9 protein-coding genes are annotated in these 13,878 nt (G+C 58.0%); 4 read left to right on the top strand and 5 right to left on the bottom strand.

Going from position 1 to position 13,878, the window contains the following annotated elements; translation table 11 throughout:
- Positions 1-94: 94 nt before the first annotated feature.
- The 4 genes from A3224_RS13640 to A3224_RS13625 form a co-directional block, all read right to left on the bottom strand.
- Entirely contained in the window at positions 95-1,018 is a 924-nt protein-coding gene (locus A3224_RS13640; RefSeq protein ID WP_067155733.1) for a sialate O-acetylesterase, read from the bottom strand.
- Between the two features lie 174 nt (positions 1,019-1,192).
- Positions 1,193-3,046 carry an alpha-amylase family glycosyl hydrolase gene (locus tag A3224_RS13635; RefSeq protein WP_067155730.1) on the bottom strand — a complete coding sequence of 618 codons (1,854 nt, stop codon included), beginning with the start codon at positions 3,044-3,046 and terminating at the stop codon, positions 1,193-1,195.
- Positions 3,047-3,069: 23 nt separating this feature from the next.
- Complete coding sequence (locus tag A3224_RS13630; RefSeq protein ID WP_231902397.1) at positions 3,070-5,505, bottom strand: glycoside hydrolase family 31 protein; 2,436 nt, start codon at positions 5,503-5,505, stop codon at positions 3,070-3,072.
- Positions 5,506-5,530: 25 nt separating this feature from the next.
- Positions 5,531-7,381, bottom strand: coding sequence for a glycoside hydrolase family 13 protein (locus A3224_RS13625; protein ID WP_067155724.1), 1,851 nt, complete (start codon positions 7,379-7,381; stop codon positions 5,531-5,533).
- Positions 7,382-7,702: 321 nt separating this feature from the next.
- Here A3224_RS13625 and A3224_RS13620 point away from each other — a divergent pair, with 321 nt between their 5' ends.
- Positions 7,703-9,223, top strand: a complete 1,521-nt coding sequence (locus A3224_RS13620) for an MFS transporter (RefSeq protein ID WP_067155721.1) — start codon at positions 7,703-7,705, stop codon at positions 9,221-9,223.
- Between the two features lie 68 nt (positions 9,224-9,291).
- Here A3224_RS13620 and A3224_RS13615 read toward each other — a convergent pair whose 3' ends face one another.
- Positions 9,292-10,110 carry an SDR family NAD(P)-dependent oxidoreductase gene (locus tag A3224_RS13615; RefSeq protein WP_067155718.1) on the bottom strand — a complete coding sequence of 273 codons (819 nt, stop codon included), beginning with the start codon at positions 10,108-10,110 and terminating at the stop codon, positions 9,292-9,294.
- A 178-nt stretch (positions 10,111-10,288) separates the two neighbouring features.
- Here A3224_RS13615 and A3224_RS13610 point away from each other — a divergent pair, with 178 nt between their 5' ends.
- From A3224_RS13610 to A3224_RS13600, 3 genes are all read left to right on the top strand, one after another.
- Positions 10,289-11,308, top strand: a complete 1,020-nt coding sequence (locus tag A3224_RS13610; RefSeq protein ID WP_067155715.1) for a LacI family DNA-binding transcriptional regulator — start codon at positions 10,289-10,291, stop codon at positions 11,306-11,308.
- A gap of 235 nt (positions 11,309-11,543) precedes the next feature.
- Positions 11,544-12,986, top strand: coding sequence for a sugar porter family MFS transporter (locus A3224_RS13605; protein WP_082817541.1), 1,443 nt, complete (start codon positions 11,544-11,546; stop codon positions 12,984-12,986).
- Between the two features lie 3 nt (positions 12,987-12,989).
- On the top strand, positions 12,990-13,871 hold the full coding sequence (locus A3224_RS13600; protein ID WP_067155713.1) for an SMP-30/gluconolactonase/LRE family protein: 882 nt from the start codon (positions 12,990-12,992) through the stop codon (positions 13,869-13,871).
- Positions 13,872-13,878: the final 7 nt, after the last annotated feature.

The raw sequence follows: 13,878 nt of genomic DNA, 5'->3' as shown, positions 1-13,878 counted from the left end.
TGGGGTCAATCAATAATTGTACTTTTTCATGCAGGGTATCCATATTTACAGTATACCCTGCATGTATAATCAAATACTTACATACCTCGGAGCATTATTTACCACATTTCGCTTCCAGTTTACTCATCGTTTTGGCAAATTCAGCGCCCATGCGAATAACGCCTTCGGTGTTGTAATGCCAGCCGTCATCTAGGTAACCGAAGTCTTTCGTGGCAGTCATGTAGGCTGCGCAGGTATCACTTTTTACGTAGTCTTGCTGAGCATCTTGTACCGTTTTGATGTAGTCCATTACGCTCCCGTCTTCACTCATTCCTGAGTCGGTGATTTTGCCAATGACCACGGGCAGGTCATCCACGCGCAGCGTGGCCCGCAGTAAATCCATTAAGCGCTGAAGGTTAGCACGGTAGGCATCGGCGGCAGCCTGGCTGTCATAGGCATCGGCCTCTCCTTGCATCCAAACAATCCCTGAAGGAATCAGGGTGTCGGGAGCACCGTCGCCATCTATATCGCGATTTGCAAAAGCGTTTCGTATGGTTTTTAAGGCGTGGTCGTATTGATTTAGTCCCGCACCTTCGTTGAAGTCCGGATGCCAGTTTCCATACCCTACGCCTTGGGCCAGACCTGTGCCACCGGCAGCGTATTTAATAATGGCAATGCGCTCTTGCGGATAGGTGCTGGCCATCACTTGACCAAAAAAGAGCTCGGGGCCAAAGCGTCCGGAAAGTATGTTTTTCTTACCGTCGGTTTTAAAACCTGTACCAAAACCCGGTTCTAGAGTTTGCCACAAGCCGACGCCACCATGAGTTTGGTTGTCCAGGGCCGGCTGTCCAGAAAAAATTTTTACCCTGTCATTAATTTTAAATTCCCCTTTTGGTAGTTCATTGGTATAGCCGAAACCCTCCATGTTCGACTGGCCGCCCAAAAAGTATAGTTTGTACGTATTGCCTTCGGTAGCGGCAAATCCCGTGCTGCTGAAACATAGTCCCAGTGCAGCGATTAGTTTTTTGATATATCTCATTATTTACTCCTGTTGTGATGTTTTTGTGGGCTTAGCCGCTTTGACGTTTTTATTGTTATGTGAAGGTCAAAATTAGCCAGTAATAGGGGAGTTCAGCATCTAAAGCCACCTATATATCTACCCCATTGCCTGAGCACTCCGAAGTCCAAAACGCACCTATGAAAATAGATCTGCTTATAGGTTTAAGCGTAAGATATAGCCGGATAGTGGTGCGATCTGCAGGGGAATCTTCGTTTCCTCCCGGGAAATCACAAGGGTGCTTTCCGCAGTGCTGAGCTGGTCGGTAAGCCTGTATGTGCCATCTCTTAATCGCCATTGCTGTAACAGTGTCTCTGGCAACCGCAGTGTCACATCTTTGCTTTCCTTTCCGAAGTTAGCCACTACCAGCAGTTTTTCGCCTTCTGTCCAGCGCGCGAATGCGAATAGCTGCCCGTCATAATCCCGATTGTGTTCGCGGTTATAACTGTGAATTTCCAGATAGTTACCGCGCAGTGCCGGGCTGGCGGCAGAGAAGTTCATCAGGCGTTTGTAGAAATCGCGCAGTTGTTTTTCCTGCTCGGTGGATTCACCCAGCAGCCAGCGGCGCACGCTGGGTACAGACCAGTAGTCGAAGATGGTGGTGCGGGAGGCTTTGCCGAAGCCGGCATCTTCAGCGGCGGCTTCCCCCAGTTCCTGGCCAAAGTAAACCAGGGTGGGTGCTGCAGAAATGGTGGCGGAAACTAACATTGCCGGTTTGCCAGCTTCGGCATTGCCGGCGAACTCGCCGCTGGCGATGCGCTGTTCATCGTGGTTTTCCATAAAGTGCAGCATATGCGGCGCTATATCCGCGAGGCTTTGCTGCAGCGGCACCAGGGCGTCGGTGCTTTCATTACCGGCCATAATCGCGCGCAGGGTATCGTAGGTGCCCACCTTGTCGTAGAGGTAGTCCATCTTGCCCAGGTGAATATAGTCGCGGTAGCGTTCGGGGGTATAGATCTCCGCGAGCAGCAGCGCATCCGGTTTTTTCATCTTGATCGATGAGTTCAGGTAGCTCCAGAACTCCACCGGGACCATGCCGGCCATATCGTAGCGGAAGCCGTCCACGCCGAAGCTGAGCCAGTAATCGGCGATATTGCGGAATTTCTTCCAGGTGTCCGGCACATCTTTGTCGGCCCAGAATTCGGCGTGGGCCTTGTAATCCTTTTGCGCGAATTCGGCGCTGAGTTCGGGGAAGTCCTTGCTGCCATCCGGGCGCACACCGAAGTTGATCTTGACGGTCTCGTACCAGTCGTTGATATCCGGTTGTGCGGCGCGGGCACCATTGCCGGTCCACTTGGCCGGGCTCTCGTGGAATTTTCCATCCACCAGTGGGTGGGGCTCGCCATTCAGCGGTTTGTAGTCGTCGTTCTCTGGAACTTTAAAGTCTTCGCCGATCACGTAATAAAAGTTGTTGTTCCGGGCATAGGTCACGGAGGTGTCATCGTCCGCGCCGAAATCCCGCACGCCCTCTGGTTTTTGTACGGAGTGATAGGCGCGGGCCACATGATTCGGAACAATATCAATAATGACCTTGAGTCCCTGCTCGTGACTCCTTTCGATTAGCGCGCGGAATTCGTCGAGGCGTTGGGCGGGGTTTTCCGCTAGATCGGGGTTTACGCTGTAGTAGTCTTTGATGGCATAGGGTGAACCGGCGCGGCCCTTGACGACGTCCGGGTCGTCGTTGCCGATGCCGTACTCGGTGTAGTCTCCTACAAGTGCATGGTGCAGGGCGCCGGTGTACCAGATATAGTTGGCGCCCAGGTCGCGGATTTCTCCGAGCACTTCCGGCGTAAAGTCATTGAATTTGCCTACGCCGTTTTCTTCTAGGGTACCCCAGGGTTTGTTGGTGGGGTTGGTGTTGCCGTACAGACGGGTCATTACCTGGTAGATTACCGGTTTTTCCTCCGCTAGTGATTCAGGCTTTCTTTCCGCACTGTTGCTGGGGTCGTCTGCACAGCCCGCCGCGGTGGCGAGCAGTGCCGCGGTAAAAAGAGATTGAATTTTTTTCATCGCTACTTTTGCCTATGTATTTGTTACTGGTTCTTGACGGCCAGTTGTAACGGCTGTTTTTCCCAGGAAAATTTCACCAGCAGCTGGTCGTTGCGTTTGTCGTACCAAGCGCCCTCGGTCGCGCGAGAGAAGTCCTTTTCACGTTGGAACAGTGCTAGCTCCTGCCCATCGGCCGCTATCGCGGCTGGAGCTTGTTGCCAGTTGTGAATTTTCAGCGTGATATGGCGTTGTTCCGGCATGCCTTGATAGCCGCCGCCGGTACGATTGAAATTGAATGTAATGCCGTCGCTATTGCGGCTGGCGGAAAAGTCCAGTTTTTCATATTGGCCGCGGGCAAAGGCATTGACGGTTTTGCCGTCGTCTTCATAGATATAGCCGCTGGAGGTCACTGCACTCGGATGGGCGTAGTAGTCCAGTGTCAGTTTTGCGCTGGTGTAATCGCGGGTGTTGTCGATGTCGCTGATGGTGGGGATAAAGGCTCCCGCACGCACTAATACCGGGATGGTTTTCAGGTCCACTTCCACATGCGCGGTATCGCCAATGTATAGGTCGTCATTCCAGTAATCGAACCAGACGCCGCCGGGCAATTTCACCTCCATCTCGTCGATATCGGCTTCAGTTATCGGCGCAACCAGGAAGTCCCGGCCCCACAGGTAGGCATCTTTGTAATCGATCAGCTCTGGGTTGTTTTCGTCTTCGAAGAAGAGCGGGCGCATTAGCGGCATGCCGGTCTGGCTGTTCTCAAATGCCAGCGTGTAGTTGTAGGGCAGCAGACGGTAGCGGAGTTTCACGTATTCGCGCAGGATATTTCTGGTCTTGCGATCGTGGAATACCGGCTCGGGAGCGATATGCTCCTGGGCGTGGGGGCGGTAAACGGGCTGGAAAACGCCGTACTGCAGCCAGCGGATATAAAGTTCGCGATCGAACTTTTCACCACCGGCAAAGCCGCCCAGGTCTGAGTGGGTGTAGCTGAAGCCGAGCAGGCTCATAGAAAGGGAAAGCTCCATCTGAGACTGGAGGCCGCCCCATTCGCGGGCCACGTCGCCGGTCCAGGGGATCATGCCAAAGCGTTGAGAGCCGGCGAAACCGGCGCGCATCATGATAAAGGGGCGGCGCTCGGGGTATTTCGCGGTTTGTCTTTCAAACAGTAACTGCGCCCAACGGTGGCCGTAGGCGTTGTGGATTTCGTCGGCGGTGCCGATGGCGTGCACAGTGTCCGAGGGGTGTACCTCCGGCTCTCCCAGGTCGCCCCACCATCCGGCCACGCCCTGTTGCAGCAGGCCGTCGTAGATATTCCAGAACCAGTCGCCGGCTTTGTCGGAGAAGACATCGACCAGTCCGGTATTGCCGAAGTAGAAATCGAAACGCTTGGGTTGCCCGGCCAGATTTTTCGCCAGTGCATCGGCGGCCACCGCTTCGTCCCAGCGCTTGGAAGTGGTGAGGATAAAAGGCTCTGTTACCAGAATGGTGTTGATACCGCGCTGGCGGAAATCCTCCATCATTTTTTCCGGTTCCGGGAAGGCTTCTCTATCCCAAGACAGATTGCCCATATGGCCCTGGATATCGGGGCCGAACCAGTAGAGATCCAGTACTACTGCGTCCAGCGGAAAGTCTTCTTCGGCAAACTTATCCACGGTGGCACGCACTTCCTGTTCCGTATGGTAGCCGAAGCGGGAGGCAAAATTACCCAGTGCCCAGCGCGGCGGCATCGGTTGCGGGCCTGTGACGTCCACATAGTGTTCAATCAGTTGCGGATAGCTTTCGCCGCTGATGATGATGTAGGAGGTGCGTCCGGCGGCCGCTTCGAACTGCAGTACATTTTCCTCACTTGCCCCCAGGTCCAGTGTGCCTGTGGCGGAGTTGTCAAACAGCAGTATGTATTTATTGCTGGAAAGGATTGCCGGCAGGGAGAAATACATCTGCTCCGATTCGGTGGTGTAGCCGTAGTGGGCCTTGTTGTATAGGGGCAGGCGCTGACCGCGGCGGTCCATACCCAGCGCTCTCTCGCCGCCACCGAGCAGCTTTTCTTGCGGTGACAGCGCAAAGCGGAAGCCGCGCATGGTCTCATTGATGAAGAAACCGATTTCCTCGCCGATCAACGGCGTTTGCCGGTGCAGGTACTCGATGCGAAACGGCGACTTGTGGATAACCGCGGTGAGATCGGCGGTGCTGTAGGTCAGTGTGCTCTCAGTTTCGGCCAGCTTTGTTTTCACACTGCGTTGCCGCGAGTAATCGATGGCGAAAGAGGGCAGCTGTTTCATGCCCTCCCGTGTGTAGTGGACTTCCATGGCCGCTTTACTCAGCGGCGTCAGGGTGACACTGCCGTCACTGGTGTAGACGGTGAGAGCGTTTTTCTTTAACTGGTGTTCCCGGTATTGCCGTAGATCCGCTGAGTTGGCCAGAGTGCTGTACAGTAGGATAAGTAAAGCGCAACCGCGCAGTATGAGTGTCTGTTTCATCATCGGTTCGGTTTTTGTTGTTTAATTAGTGTAATTCCAACACCAGTACATCCCGGGCGGGAAGGGGCAGATTTGCCAGTGTATAACGCCGTCCGCTGATCACATCGGTGCCGCGGGTCTCGCCGTCGATCACTTCGGCAAATCGCTTCATGTCCAGTTTCTTCGCTTGGTCTGACTTATTGATGGCCACCATAATTTTTTTCTTGTCGTCGTAGCGGAAATAGACATAGGTGCCATTTTCGGGCGCAAAGTGTTTCAGTTTTCCGCTGTGTACTGCCGGTGTCTGCTTGCGCCAGCTGAACAGCTTGCGCACCATGTCCTGGGCGGTTTTCTGCGGTTTGCTCAGTCCCTTGCCGGTGAAGGCGTTGCGCTTGTCGTCGGCCCAGCCGCCGGGGAAGTCGCTGCGCACTATGCCGTCGTCGCGTTGTTTGGGGCTTCGCATGAGTATTTCATCGCCGTAGAAGAACTGCGGTATGCCGCGCATGGTGGCAATATAGGCGACGGCCATTTTGAACAGTGCGGGGTCTTCATCCAGTGCGCTGAAAAGGCGGCTGGTATCGTGGTTGCCGCCGAAGATCACCAGGCGGTTGGGTTCCGGGTAGAGAAAGTCATTGGCCAATCCTTCGTAGAGACGTGTCAGGCCGCTCTCCCAGCTGTCGCTCTGGGCCAGTCCTTCACGCAGCGCGTAAAAGATGGGAAAGTCCATCATACTTTTCAGTCGCCCGCCGGTGACCGGCTCGCTTTCGCTCCGCTGCCAGTGGGCTACCAGCGCCGGATTGCGGGTCCACTCTTCGCCGACAATATTGAAGTTCGGGTATTCACGCCGGATACGCGCCGCCCATTGCTGCAGGAAATCCGCATCGGAATAGGCATAGGTGTCGGCGCGGATTCCGGAGAGCCCCGCGTATTCGATCCACCAGAGGCTGTTTTGGATCAGGTAGTTGGCCACCAGTGGATTGCGCTGATTCAGATCCGGCATGGAGTCCACGAACCAGCCCTCGGTAAAACCTTCTTTATCGTATTCACTCGCGTAGGGGTCTACGTGGGTGAAGCGGGCGTGGTTGGTTATCCGGTATCCATTCTTCTCAGTAGCTCGGCCGTTCAGCCAGTCGCCAGCGGGCAGGTCGCGCATCCACCAGTGATGGTCGCCGATATGGTTGAGTACAACATCCTGGATGACGCCCAGCCCTTTTTCCCGCGCGGCGGTGACAAATTCGCGGAAGTCTTCGTTGCTGCCGAAGCGCGGGTCTATGCGGTAGTGATCGGTGGCGGAGTAGCCGTGGTAGGAGTAGGCCGGTTGGTTATTTTCCAGCAGGGGATTGGGCCAGATCTGGGTGAAACCCATGTCCGCGATATAGTCGAGATGTGCGCGCATACCGGCGATATCGCCGCCGTGACGGCCGCCGGGATGTTTGCGGTCTGGCCCCTCAAGCATATCAGCGCTGCGGTCGTTAGCCGGGTTGCCATTGGCAAACCGGTCCGGGGTGATTAGGTATATAGCGTCCGTGGCGTCGAAACCGCGGCGCTCGGCGGAGCCGGGTGTGCGTCTATTTAGTTGGTAGTTGACGACGGCCTCTGTTTCGCCGCGGTGAAACAGGGTGATTGCCATTTGGCCCGGTTTTGCCTCCGGGGACAGCTGCAGATTGATAAACAGATAGTTGGGGTTTTCCGTGCGCTGGGTGTCCAGCAGGGTAACGCCGGGGTGGTCGATCTGTGCTTCTAGCTCGGCGATATCGTCTCCGTGCAGCATCAGCTGCAGGACCGGCACTGCCATGCCGGTCCACCAGCTGGGTGGTTCTATCCGGTCCACGGTGGTCTCCGCGTGTGCGGTGGACGCACAGGCGAGTGCGAGCAGCAGTGTCGATAGGCGTTTCATGGCGGGCTCCGAATGATTATGGTTACAACTTCCCGAGTTTGATTGTGTAGTGTTTCGGAGCGGGTGATATCCCCCTCTGTTTGGGGGGAGATCGCAAAATAGTGCACCGGAACCCGGGTGTGGCACCTGTGGCGATACTGAGGTTCCGCTCGCGGCATAAATCGGAGTTTCTTCCGCGGCCGGCTAATGGCGGCAAGCGGGGCGGTGCAAGCTGCCTGGAAACACTGGAGCTTTCTCCCCCCTGAGGGGGGAGGAGGGCCCCCGTTCACACTCCTGACACAATCCGCGCATAATCATAATCAGTTATCAGCGGTGACCCCCATGACTGAATCAGCTTCCGGCGCCGATGTGCGGCCCGTGCAACAGCCTCGTCTGCCTTTCTGGCAGGTTTGGAACGTCAGCCTCGGTTTTCTCGGTGTACAGTTCGGTTTCGCACTGCAAAATGCCAACGCCAGCCGTATCCTCTCCGATCTGGGCGCCGACCTGCACTCGCTGTCCTTCTTTTGGATAGTGGCGCCGCTGATGGGCCTGATTGTGCAGCCGATTGTCGGCTCTGCCTCGGATCGCACCTGGAACCGCTTCGGGCGCCGCAGCCCCTATATCCTTTTTGGTGCTATAGCGGCTGCTCTGGGAATGGCATTGATGCCCAATGCCGGTATCGTGGTGGCTTTTGTCGCCCCGATACTGTTTGGCGGCGTGATGCTGGCGCTGATGGATGCAGCCTTTAACGTCACCATGCAGCCATTCCGCGCTTTGGTTTCGGATATGGTGCCTTCTGAGCAGCGCACCTTGGGCTACTCGGTGCAGTCGCTGCTGATCAATATCGGCGCTGTGTGCGGCTCGATACTGCCGTTTGTACTGACCAATGTCATCGGATTGGAAAACAGCGCCCGCGCCGGTGAAGTGGCGCCCTCGGTGATCTGGGCCTTTTATATTGGCGGCACGGTGCTGCTGGGGTCTGTATTGTGGACGGTGATCCGCACCAAAGAGTACCCACCGGCGCAGTATGCGGCCTACAAGGGCATAGACGCGGAACAACTGGCCCGCACACAGGCGGAGCACAAGCCCCTGTCCCAGCGGATTGGCGGATTCCTGCGGTTGTTGATCACCATGCCCAAGACCATGCGCCAGCTGGCCGTGGTGCAATTCTTCTCTTGGTTCGCGCTCTTTATCATGTGGGTCTACACCACTCCCGCGATCACTCAGCATGTCTGGGGTGTGGAGGCCAAGTGGTTCGACTCCCACTATCTGGAGAGCGTCGGTCAGGTGCCTGCGCATATCGCCGCAGCCAAGGGGGCCGCTGGCGACTGGGTAGGTATCCTCTTTGCCGGTTATTCGCTGTTTGCCGCCATCTTTTCCGTTGTGCTGGCGAAAGTGGCCAATACACTGGGACGCAAGCTCACCTACGCGCTGTCGCTGCTGGCCGGCGGCGCCGGCTATATCAGCTTCCTGCTGTTCCAGGGGGGCGAGCCGGTGGCGGTGAATCTGTTGATCACGGAGGTGACAGTGCCCAGCGGCGCCCTCGGTCTGCTGCTGCCGATGGTGGGGGTGGGTATCGCCTGGGCGGCGATACTGGCCATGCCCTACGCGATTCTTTCCGATTCTTTGCCGGCGGATAAAACCGGTGTCTATATGGGCATTTTCAATTTCACCATCGCTGCGCCGCAGATATTGTCCGCGCTGGTGGCGGGGCCGATTCTGGCAGGGCTGTTCGGCAACCAGGCCATCTATATTCTTGTGCTGGCGGGTGTGTTTATGGCGCTGGGAGCCGTGTCAGTGTTCTTTGTCAGGGAGGCCGGCAGTGAGCCGGGCGCGGAAGCTGAGGAAGCGGCAGCCACTTGACAAAAAAGCCCCTGAACCACAGGGGCTTTTTTTCTGCGGGCACTGCAGATCGCCAAGGGGTGGTTTTTTTACGCGGATTCCTCCCGGGTCAAGTCCGGTACGGTTTCTTCCGTGTTGGCGTAGGGCCAGTTGGCTTTGCTAAAGGCGCCCCCGTCTACCCACAGGGTCTGGCCGCTGATAAAGGACGATTCCTCTCCGGCGAGAAACAATACCGCATCGGCGATATCCCGGGCGTAGCCCACCCGGCCGAGCGGGGTGATGGCGGACCAGGATGCCGCGTAGTCCGGCGCTTCCCGCTCGGTTCGCTCCACCAGCACCCCTCCGGGGGCCACGCAGTTGACGCGGATGCCATACTCCCCCAGCTCGATGGCGGATGCCTTGGTGAGCATTTCTATGCCCCCTTTGCTGGCCGCATAGTCCACCAATCGCGGAAAGGCCAGTTTGTTGCATCCGGAGCCGATATTGACGATGCTGCCCCCGCTGCCGGCCTCCACCATCAGGCGCGCGGCGCGTTGGGTGTTCAGAAAACAGCCTTTTAGGTTGGTGTTAATTACCCTGTCCCAATCTTCTTCAGCCAGGTCGAGCAGCGGCGCCCAGGTCTGTATCCCGGCGTTGTTGACCAGCAGGTTTGGTGCCTGCTGAAAGTGGTCAGTCAGGCCGTGGAAAAAGCGGTCCACGGAGCGGCTGTCACCCACATCGCAGGGGGCGTACCAGGCGCGTCCACCCATGGCTTCCACTTCTCGTACCAGTTGCAGGGCTGACGCGTCCTCGGCCTCCAAATTGTTGACCGCGATAGCCCAGCCGGCCTCGGCGAGCCTCAATGAGATCCCCCTGCCGATGCCGGTTGTGCCGCCGGTAATCACCGCCAGTCTGTTGTTGTTGGTCATTTCCTCTATCTCTACATGCGCAGCCTCGGCTGGCCGGCAGTCAATGGTCGAATTCCAGCTAGGCTAGCAAATGATGTAAACGTTTACAAATGTGGGGGTGCCCGGGCGTATTTGCGGGAATTTTCGTGAAGGAAACGCTAACATCGGCCTTTTATTGGGCATCTCAAGGACTTTTACTTTGTCGATCAAAGATGTGGCCAAGCTCGCCGGCGTTTCCATCGCCACTGTGTCGCGCTATCTGAACAGTCCCGAAGCTGTGCGCGAAAAGACCCGCAAAAAAGTGCGGGAGGCGATCCGTCAGACCGGTTACGCCCCCAATACATTGGCACGCAATTTCCGCCGCGGTAAAACCAGTCTGGTGGTGGTAGTGCTGCCCTCGGTAGGTGACCCCTTCTTTGCCGGAGTAATGCGGGGCATCTGGCGGGTTGCCGACGAAGAGGGGTACAGCATCCTGATCCGCGAAACCCAGTTCAACACCCATGCTTTCGACGAGTACACCGATATCGTTTTTTCCAAGCAGGCCGATGGCATTGTGCTGTTGGCGAGTATCTCGCCGTTTATGCAGGGCGACGCCGAAGTGACCGGCAAAGGCGGTCGTGTGCCGCCGATAGTGGTCGGCTGTGAAGCGGTGGCGCCCCAGCTCAGTCCCTTCCCCAGTGTGCGGGTGGACAATGCCCGCGCCGCCGCCGAGGCCACAGAGCATTTGATCGGTCTGGGTCATAAACGCATCGCTTTTATTTCCGGTCTGGCGGCTTCACTGCTGACCCGCGACAGGGAACAGGGCTATCGCAGTGCTATGGCCGCTGCTGGTCTCGCGGTCTCCGAGCACTGGGTGGTGGAAGGGCGCCAGACGCTGGAGGGTGCCCGCGCGGCCACGCGCCGGCTGCTGGCACTGGAGGCGCGGCCCACGGCTATTTTTTGCGCCAATGATGAGATGGCAATGGGCGCCATGCGCGAGATCCGCCGCGCCGGTTTGCGTATTCCGCAAGATATCTCCGTGGTGGGGTTCGACGATATCCGCTACGCGGAAATTCTCGACCCGCCACTGACCACCGTCGCCCAACCCGTCGAGGAAATCGGCGAACGCACTATGCGTCGCCTGTGCCGCGCCATCGACGGCGGCGATATTGGTGCGGGGCCGGAAATCGTGTCGCACCGACTTGTGGTGCGTGAATCCAGCGCCGCGCCGCCGAAGTGATACAGCGGCGGAACCGCTTGCCCGCTACAGGTCCTGCACATCGCTCTCGCCCTTGACGGAATGTAAACGTTTACATTAATGTGAAGAGCACAGGTGGGTAAGACGGCTGCAATTCCCGTCGAATCTGCTGCCATGAAAACAAAAATAAGAAATAAAGCTGCGGCTAAAGCTGACAAAATAGCAAAACAATAAATAAACCGGCCCGCGGGCCACAGCGAATGAGGGAAATAAGAATATGAATCCCACTTCCACCAGTGCGGTATCGGACCGGGTATCCGGTGCCGTCGCCTCCGAGACTAACCACTTTCTCGTTATCGCCATCAGCACCGTAGCGACCATCGGCGGTTTTCTGTTCGGCTTCGACAGCGGCGTCATCAACGGCACCGTAGACGGCCTGCAGGCGGCGTTTCATTCCGACAGCGCCGGTACGGGCTTTAATGTGGCCTCCATGCTGCTCGGCTGTGCAGTGGGCGCCTTTTTTGCCGGGCGGCTGGCGGATATTTACGGGCGCAGGGCGCTACTGATAACAGCGGCTGTTTTCTTTATCGTCAGCGCCTGGGGTTCCGGTATCGCCTCCGGTTCCTTGGAGTTCGTTGTTTACCGGGTGCTGGGCGGCCTTGCGGTCGGCGCGGCCAGTGTGATGACACCGGCCTATATCAGCGAGGTGGCGCCGGCTGCCTACCGCGGGCGCCTGGCCACGGTCCAACAGGTGGCGATTATCTTCGGACTGTTCGGTGCCTTTGTCAGCAACTACTGCCTGGCCCGCTGGGCCGGCTCTTCCACCACCGAGTTCTGGTGGGGGTTCGAGACCTGGCGCTGGATGTTCTGGGTGGAGTTGCTGCCGGCAACCATCTTTCTGATCGGTCTCTTTTTTATCCCGGAGAGCCCGCGTTTCCTGGTGGCTAGCGGCAGGAAAGCGCGCGCCGGCGCAGTGCTCGGCAGGCTGTTCGGCGAGCGCGAGGGCAGGCAAAAGGTGGCGGATATCGAGCGCTCGCTGTCCTCTGACCACAGGCCCAAATTCTCCGACCTGAAAGCCCCCGGAGGCGGCTTGCGCAAAATCGTCTGGGTGGGCATTGGCCTGGCCTCCTTCCAACAGCTGGTGGGCATCAATGTGGTCTTCTACTACGGCGCTGTGCTCTGGCAGTCCGTGGGCTTCACCGAAAGCGATGCCCTACTGATCAACGTGGTGTCCGGCGCGGTGAGTATCGCCGCGGTGATCACCGCACTGCTGCTGATCGACAAGGTGGGCCGCAAGCCGTTGCTCTTTTGGGGCTCGGTGGGCATGGCGGCGACCCTGGCGGTGATGGCGGCGGCTTTCTCCCAGGCCACCCTCGATGAAAACGGTTCCCTGCAGCTTTCCGATACCGTTGGTACAGTGGCGCTATTGGCGGCCAATGCCTATGTGGTCTTTTTCAACGCCTCCTGGGGGCCGGTGATGTGGGTGATGCTCGGAGAGATGTTCCCCAACCAGATCCGCGGCTCCGGCCTGGCGGTCAGCGGCCTGGCCCAGTGGGGCTCCAACTTTTTGATCACCTGGACTTTCCCCATGTTACTGGCGGCCATCCAATTGTCCGGCAGTTATGGCCTCTATGCGCTGGGTGCCTTTATCTCCATCCTTTTTGTTTCCCGCTGGGTACACGAAACCAAGGGACGCGAACTGGAACAGATGGAGGGATGACGCGTGCGGGAGCTGAGTGCGGAGTGTGTCTGGCCCGCAGGTGCCACCCTTGGCGAAGGGCCTGTGTGGGTGGCGCGGGAGCGGGCGGTCTACTGGGTGGATATCAAGGAATACAGACTGCACCGCTACATCCCCGAGTCCCGGGAGCGGGCCAGCTGGCGCATCAATGCCCAGGTATCGGCCCTGGCGCCCCGTGCCGGCGGGGGCTTTGTCTGCGCTACCCGCGACGGCTTCGCACTGCTTTTCCTCGACGGCGGTACTGCGCGTTTGGAATTGCTCGGTGGCCCCGAGGGGGATCTGCCCGGCAACCGTTTCAATGACGGCAAGACGGATGCCGTCGGCCGCTTCTGGGCCGGCAGTATGGACGACGGCGAAAGGGCCCCCAGTGGCGCACTCTACCGCCTGGATACAGATCTCCGCTGGCAGCGGCTGGATGCGGACTATGTGATCACCAATGGCCCGGCGTTCAGCCCCGACGGCGGGACTCTCTACCACACCGATACGCTGCGGCGGCGTATTTACGCCTTTGAGGTGAGCGATAGCGGCAGTTTGCAAAACAAGCGTCTCTTTCTCCAGTTGCCGGATTCCGCCGGATATCCGGACGGCATGACGGTGGACAGCGAGGGCTGCCTCTGGGTTTGCCACTGGGGCGGCTGGGGCATTAGCCGCTTTTCTCCCGGCGGTGACGTCGTAGGGCGCATTGCCTTGCCGGTGTCCAATGTGACCAGCTGCACCTTCGGCGGTGGTGGCCGGGACCAACTTTATATCACCAGCGCCCGCAAGGGGTTGAGCGAGGCGGAACTGGAGCGCCAGCCCCTGGCTGGAGGCCTCTTCTGTTGCAGGCCCGGTGTGTCTGGCTTGGAGACGCCGCTGTTTCAAGGCTAGCCGCCGG

It is taken from the genome of Microbulbifer thermotolerans (assembly GCF_001617625.1).
In the GTDB taxonomy this organism is placed as follows: domain Bacteria; phylum Pseudomonadota; class Gammaproteobacteria; order Pseudomonadales; family Cellvibrionaceae; genus Microbulbifer; species Microbulbifer thermotolerans.
This window is presented reverse-complemented; position numbering and strand designations above follow the sequence as displayed.

Bases quoted from the DNA above. Each gene is read 5' to 3' on its own strand.
- A3224_RS13640 (WP_067155733.1), bottom strand. From the start codon at position 1,018: ATGAGATATATCAAAAAACTAATCGCTGCACTGGGACTATGTTTCAGC.
- A3224_RS13635 (WP_067155730.1), bottom strand. From the start codon at position 3,046: ATGAAAAAAATTCAATCTCTTTTTACCGCGGCACTGCTCGCCACCGCG.
- A3224_RS13630 (WP_231902397.1), bottom strand. From the start codon at position 5,505: ATGAAACAGACACTCATACTGCGCGGTTGCGCTTTACTTATCCTACTG.
- A3224_RS13625 (WP_067155724.1), bottom strand. From the start codon at position 7,381: ATGAAACGCCTATCGACACTGCTGCTCGCACTCGCCTGTGCGTCCACC.
- A3224_RS13620 (WP_067155721.1), top strand. From the start codon at position 7,703: ATGACTGAATCAGCTTCCGGCGCCGATGTGCGGCCCGTGCAACAGCCT.
- A3224_RS13615 (WP_067155718.1), bottom strand. From the start codon at position 10,110: ATGACCAACAACAACAGACTGGCGGTGATTACCGGCGGCACAACCGGC.
- A3224_RS13605 (WP_082817541.1), top strand. From the start codon at position 11,544: ATGAATCCCACTTCCACCAGTGCGGTATCGGACCGGGTATCCGGTGCC.